Here is a 4,900-nt window from a genome sequence, read left to right on the forward strand (position 1 = left end):
CCCCGTACGACCCCGTCCGCCCCACCCCGCACGACCCCCTCGTCCGGAGGCACCAGATGACCACCCCCGCCGCCCTCGCCTTCGCGGAGGCCGGGCACCGGATGGCCCGCCGGCTCGCCGAACGTGCCGCCACCGACGCCGTACCCGCCCCCGCGGTGGCCGTCCTCGGCGGCACCGACCTGCTGCGCCCCGAACCCGCCGACGCCGCCCGGCACCGGGCCCGGGCCACCGTCCACCTCACCGCGCAGAGCGTCCTGATCGGCCCCTGGGGCGGCGAGCCGGACGACCCCGCCCCCCGGGCCTGCGGCACCTGCCTGGCCATGCGCTGGCAGCGCCTGCGCAGCCGCACCGAACGCGAAGCCCTGGAGACCGGCCGCCCCGCCACCCTGGCCGGGCCCGCCCTGCCCGCGCTGCCGGACCACGCCGTCGACGCCGTCTGGGCCCTGCACCGCCTCACCACCGCCCCGGACGCCCACCGCCCCGGCCCGGCCCGGGTCTCCCGGCTCGACCTGGAGACCCTCCAGGTGCGCACCGTCCCGCTGCTCGCCGAACCGCTCTGCCCGTCCTGCGCCGCCACGGCCGCCACCGCCCCCGCCGCCACCACCGGCCCGGAGCCCGAGCCGCCGCTCGTCCCGCGCCCCCGGACGTCCCCCGGCAGCCGCCGGCTGCGCCCCGCCGACGCCTACCCGCTGCCCGAGGCCGCGCTCGCCAACCCGGTCTGCGGGGTGCTCGGCGCCGGCACCTGGACCGACGTCGCCTCACCCACCACCGCACCCGTCGCCGGCAGCGTCTTCATGCGCGGCCACGCCGGACTCACCGACGTCACCTGGAGCGGCCAGGCCAACTCCTTCCGCCGCAGCCGCGCCCTGGCCTTCCTGGAGGGCCTCGAACGCTACGCCGGCACCCACCGCCGCGACCCCGCCCCGCCCCTGGTCGACTCCTACCGCAACCTGGCCGCCACCGCCGGCACCGCCGTCCTCGACCCGCGCGACTGCGGCCTGTACCCGCCCCGCACCTACCGCGAGGACCCGATGCTCGACCCGTTCGACCCCGACCGGCCGATCCCCTGGGTCCGCGGCCGCTCCCTGCGCGACCTGGCGCCCGTCCTGGTCCCGGCCCGGCTCTGCTACTACAGCGCCGGAACGGCCGCCGACAACTTCGTCTTCGAGTGCTCCAACGGCTGCGCCACCGGCAGCTGCCCGGAGGAGGCGATCCTGTTCGGCCTGCTCGAACTCGTCGAACGCGACGCCTTCCTGCTCGGCTGGTACGGCAACGCCCCGCTGCCCGAGATCGACCTGACCGCCGGACCCGGCCCCCGGCTGCGCGCCATGCTCGACCGGGCCGCCTTGCTCGGCTACGACGTGCACGCCTTCGACAACCGGATCGACCTGCCCGTCCCCGTGGTCACCGCGCTCGCCGTCCGCCGCGACGGCGGCCCCGGCACCCTGGCCTTCGCCGCGGCCGCCGGACTCGACCCCGAGGACACCGTCGAGTCCGCGGTCTCCGAGATCCTCACCTACATCCCCCACCTGCCCGGCCAGGTCCGTGAACGCCCCGCCGAACTCGCCGCGATGGCCGAGGACTTCGGCCTGGTCCGTCGACTGCCCGACCACGCCGCGCTGTTCGGCCTGCCGCAGATGGCCCGGCACGCCCGCAGCTACCTCGAACCCGCCGCCCCCGCCCGGCCCGCCGCCGAGCTCTACGCCGACTGGGACCGCGACTGCCCGCGCGGCCCCGACCTGCTCGACGACCTGCTGTTCTGCCGCGACCGGCTGACCGACGCCGGATTCGACGTCATCGCCGTCGACCAGACCACCCCCGAACAGCGCGCCCTCGGCCTGCACACCGTCTGCACCCTCGTCCCCGGCCTGCTGCCGATCGACTTCGGCTGGTCCCGCCAGCGCGCCCTGCACCTGCCCCGGCTGCGCACCGCGCAGCGCCGCGGCGGCCTGCGCGACACCGACCTGACGGACGCCGAACTCCGGCTGGTCCCGCACCCGTTCCCGTGAGCGCCCGGCGCACGTCCGGCCCGCCGAACGTGCCGGCGGCCCCCCGCCCCGGAGGACGGGGGGCCGCCGGCCGGCTGCCCGCGGGCTCAGGCGGTGCAGCTGGTGGTGGAACAGGTGCTCGAGCAGGTGCTGGTGCTGGAGCAGCTGGTGGACGAGCCCAGCATGACCTCGCTGGTGTCCGAGTAGTCGCTGATCTCGAAGGTCTCCGACTCGAGGTTCAGGATCTCCTCGGCGAGCGAGGCGAGCGAGTTGTCGGCCATGTCGCTTCTCCTTCCGGTGCAGGGCGGACGGCCCGGCCGGGAACGGCCGGACCGGGAACAGGGCGGAGCGCCGGCACGCGTCCAACGCCCGTCGCCCGCACCACAGTTGTACCGGCCGCCGCTGGCGGCACCGGGCGCACCGCACTGACAACCCACTGACACCCCCGCTCCCCGGCTCCGACCCGTTCCGCTCGTCCTGCTCGTTCCGCTCGTCCCGCTCGTCCGACCCGATGCCCGAGGAGCCAGCGCCCGATGACCGCCCCCGCCCCCGCCCCCGCCCTGCCCGTCCCGCCCGAGGCGCTGCTGCCCGACCGGGCCGCGCTGGCCCGGGCCGCCGAGCTCTACCTCGACCTGCACCGCCACCCCGAGCTGTCCGGCGCCGAGGAGCACACCGCCGGGCGGTTCGCCGCCCCGCTCGCCGACGCGGGCTACCGGGTCACCCGGGGCATCGGCGGGCACGGGGTGGCCGCCGTGCTGCGCAACGGGCCCGGGCCGGTGGTGCTGCTGCGGGCCGAACTCGACGCGCTCCCGGTGGCCGAACGCACCGGCCTGCCCTACGCCAGCACCGCCACCGGCCGGAGCGCCGACGGGCGCCGCGTCCCGGTGATGCACGCCTGCGGCCACGACGTCCACCTGGCCTGTGCGGTCGGGGCTGCCGCCGCGCTGGCCCGGACGCCCGGCGACTGGCGCGGCACCGTGCTGGTGGTCGGCCAGCCCGCCGAGGAGACGCTCTCCGGCGCCCGGGCGATGCTCGAGGACGGCCTCTACCGGCGCTTCGAACCGCCCGCGACCGTCCTCGCCCAGCACACCGCGCCGCTGCCCGCCGGGATGGTCGCGCACGGCCGGGGGCCGGTGACGGCGGGCAGCCGCACCCTGGAGGTGGTGGTGCACGGCCGGGGCGGGCACGCCGGGACGCCGCACCTGGCCGTCGACCCGGTGCTGGCCGCCGCCGCGATCGTGCTGCGGCTCCCGGCGGTGGTGGCCCAGGAGACCGCCCCCGCCGAGCGGGCGGTGCTCACGGTCGGCTCCGTCGAGGCGGGCGGCGAGGGCAACGTGATCCCCGAACGGGCCGTGCTGCGGCTGACCGCCCGGGCCTTCGGCGAGCCGACCCTGGAGCGGGTCACGGCGGCGGTGCGGCGGATCGTCCGGGCCGAGGCGGAGGCCTCCGGCTGTCCGCGCGAGCCGGAGACCACGGAGCTCTCCCGCTCCGGCACCAACACCCCCGACCCGGCCCTGACCGGGCAACTGCACGCCGCGCACCGGGAGTTGCTCGGTGCGTCCCGGGTCGCCGACTGGCCCCCGTCGACCGCCACCGAGGACTTCCCGCTGTTCGGTCCGGACGGCGCCGCCCTGCACGGCGTTCCCGGCATCCGCACCGGCTACTGGATGCTCGGCACGGTCGGCCCCGAACAGTGGGCCGCCGCCCCCGGCGCCGGTGCCGCCGAGAAGCTCGCCGCCCTGCCCGCCAACCACTCCCCGCTGTTCCGCCCGCACGTCGGCACCACCCTGCGCACCGGCATCGCCGCCCTGCACGCCGCGGCCCTGGTCGCCCTCGGCCGCCCCTGACGGTCCGTCAACCTGCCTCCCCGTTCCCGGAAATCGGCCGCCGGGAACGCCGGAGCGGCCCCGGGACGCTCCCGGGGCCGCTCCGGTCGGCGGATCAGGCGGTGGCGGGACGCGCCACCCGGGTGCGGCGGCGCAGCAGCCCGCCCAGCGCGAGGCTCCCCGGACCGGCGGCGGCGATCAGCAGGAACGCCCAGCAGAACATCGCGGCGGGCTCGCCGCCGTTCTGGATCGGCCACAGGGCGTGCTCCTGGTGCACGCTGAAGTACGCGTACGCCATCGAACCGGCGCACACCACCGCCGCGGGCCGCACCGCGATGCCCAGCAGCACCAGCGCGCCGCCCACCAGCTGGATCAGCGCGGCCCACCAGCCGGGCCACTCGCCGAACGCCGGCGCCTTGCCGTGGGCCCCGCCCAGCACGCCGAACAGGGCGGCGGCCCCGTGGCAGGCGAACAGCAGCGACACGACGATCCGGGCCAGGCCCAGCAGGACGGGACGGGCACGCTCGGCGAGCCGCGAAAGGTCTTCGATCATGAGAACTCCTCGTGTGGGGGACGAGACCTGGAACGGGTGCGGGGAGCGCGTCCCAGGGCGGCGAACCGCCCAGCTTGAAGGACCGCGATCAATTCTGTCGCGGCGTCAGTTCCCGGGCCAAGACCCGAAACCTATGAGAATCCTCTGAGTGCTGCCCCGGCCCCGGCCGCTGCCCCGGCCGGGCGGGGCAGCGGCAGCGGCCGGTCAGGAGGTGAGGGTGAAGGTGAGGTCCGACCCGGTGGCCAGGCAGAAGCCGGAGGTGGTGACGGCCCGGACGTGGATGTGGTAGGTCCCGGGCTGCCGGTAGAGGTGGGTGGCGTAGGTCTTCGGCGGCGCGGAGGGGCCGGAGCCGGTGACGTCGGTGTAGGTGGTCTCGCCGTCGCCCCAGGTGGTGGTCATGGTGAACGTGCAGCTGGTGTAGCCGCCGCTGAAGGTCACCTCGATGGTCGGGTCGTCGCTGCTGCAGGTCGCCGAGGTGCCGTACACGCAGCGCGGGCCGTACGCCTTGGCGGGTGTGGGGGGCGGGGTCGGGG

General features: G+C 76.8%; 5 protein-coding genes. 2 read left to right on the top strand and 3 right to left on the bottom strand.

Annotation, left to right across the window (positions count from 1 at the left end):
- Nucleotides 1–2,009 (top strand): TOMM precursor leader peptide-binding protein (locus tag IH44_RS0139065; protein ID WP_369795053.1); only part of this gene is annotated, 2,009 nt, incomplete at its 5' end.
- An 86-nt stretch (nucleotides 2,010–2,095) separates the two neighbouring features.
- On the opposite strand, the gene IH44_RS0139070 is transcribed toward IH44_RS0139065, so the two are convergent.
- Nucleotides 2,096–2,269, bottom strand: a complete 174-nt coding sequence (locus IH44_RS0139070) for a thiazolylpeptide-type bacteriocin (RefSeq protein WP_030464616.1) — start codon at nucleotides 2,267–2,269, stop codon at nucleotides 2,096–2,098.
- 252 nt (nucleotides 2,270–2,521) lie between these two features.
- Here IH44_RS0139070 and IH44_RS0139075 point away from each other — a divergent pair, with 252 nt between their 5' ends.
- A complete protein-coding gene (locus tag IH44_RS0139075) occupies nucleotides 2,522–3,835 on the top strand; it encodes an amidohydrolase (RefSeq protein ID WP_030464617.1) in 1,314 nt (437 codons plus the stop codon).
- A 94-nt stretch (nucleotides 3,836–3,929) separates the two neighbouring features.
- Here the strand turns inward: IH44_RS0139075 and IH44_RS0139080 are convergent, their stop codons facing one another.
- Nucleotides 3,930–4,367, bottom strand: coding sequence for a DoxX family protein (locus IH44_RS0139080; RefSeq protein ID WP_030464618.1), 438 nt, complete (start codon nucleotides 4,365–4,367; stop codon nucleotides 3,930–3,932).
- Between the two features lie 204 nt (nucleotides 4,368–4,571).
- A partial coding sequence (locus IH44_RS0139085) for a hypothetical protein (protein WP_157852625.1) occupies nucleotides 4,572–4,900 on the bottom strand: 329 nt, incomplete at its 5' end.

The sequence above is a fragment of the Kitasatospora sp. NRRL B-11411 genome, from assembly GCF_000721345.1.
GTDB classification, from domain to species: Bacteria; Actinomycetota; Actinomycetes; order Streptomycetales; family Streptomycetaceae; genus Kitasatospora; species Kitasatospora cineracea.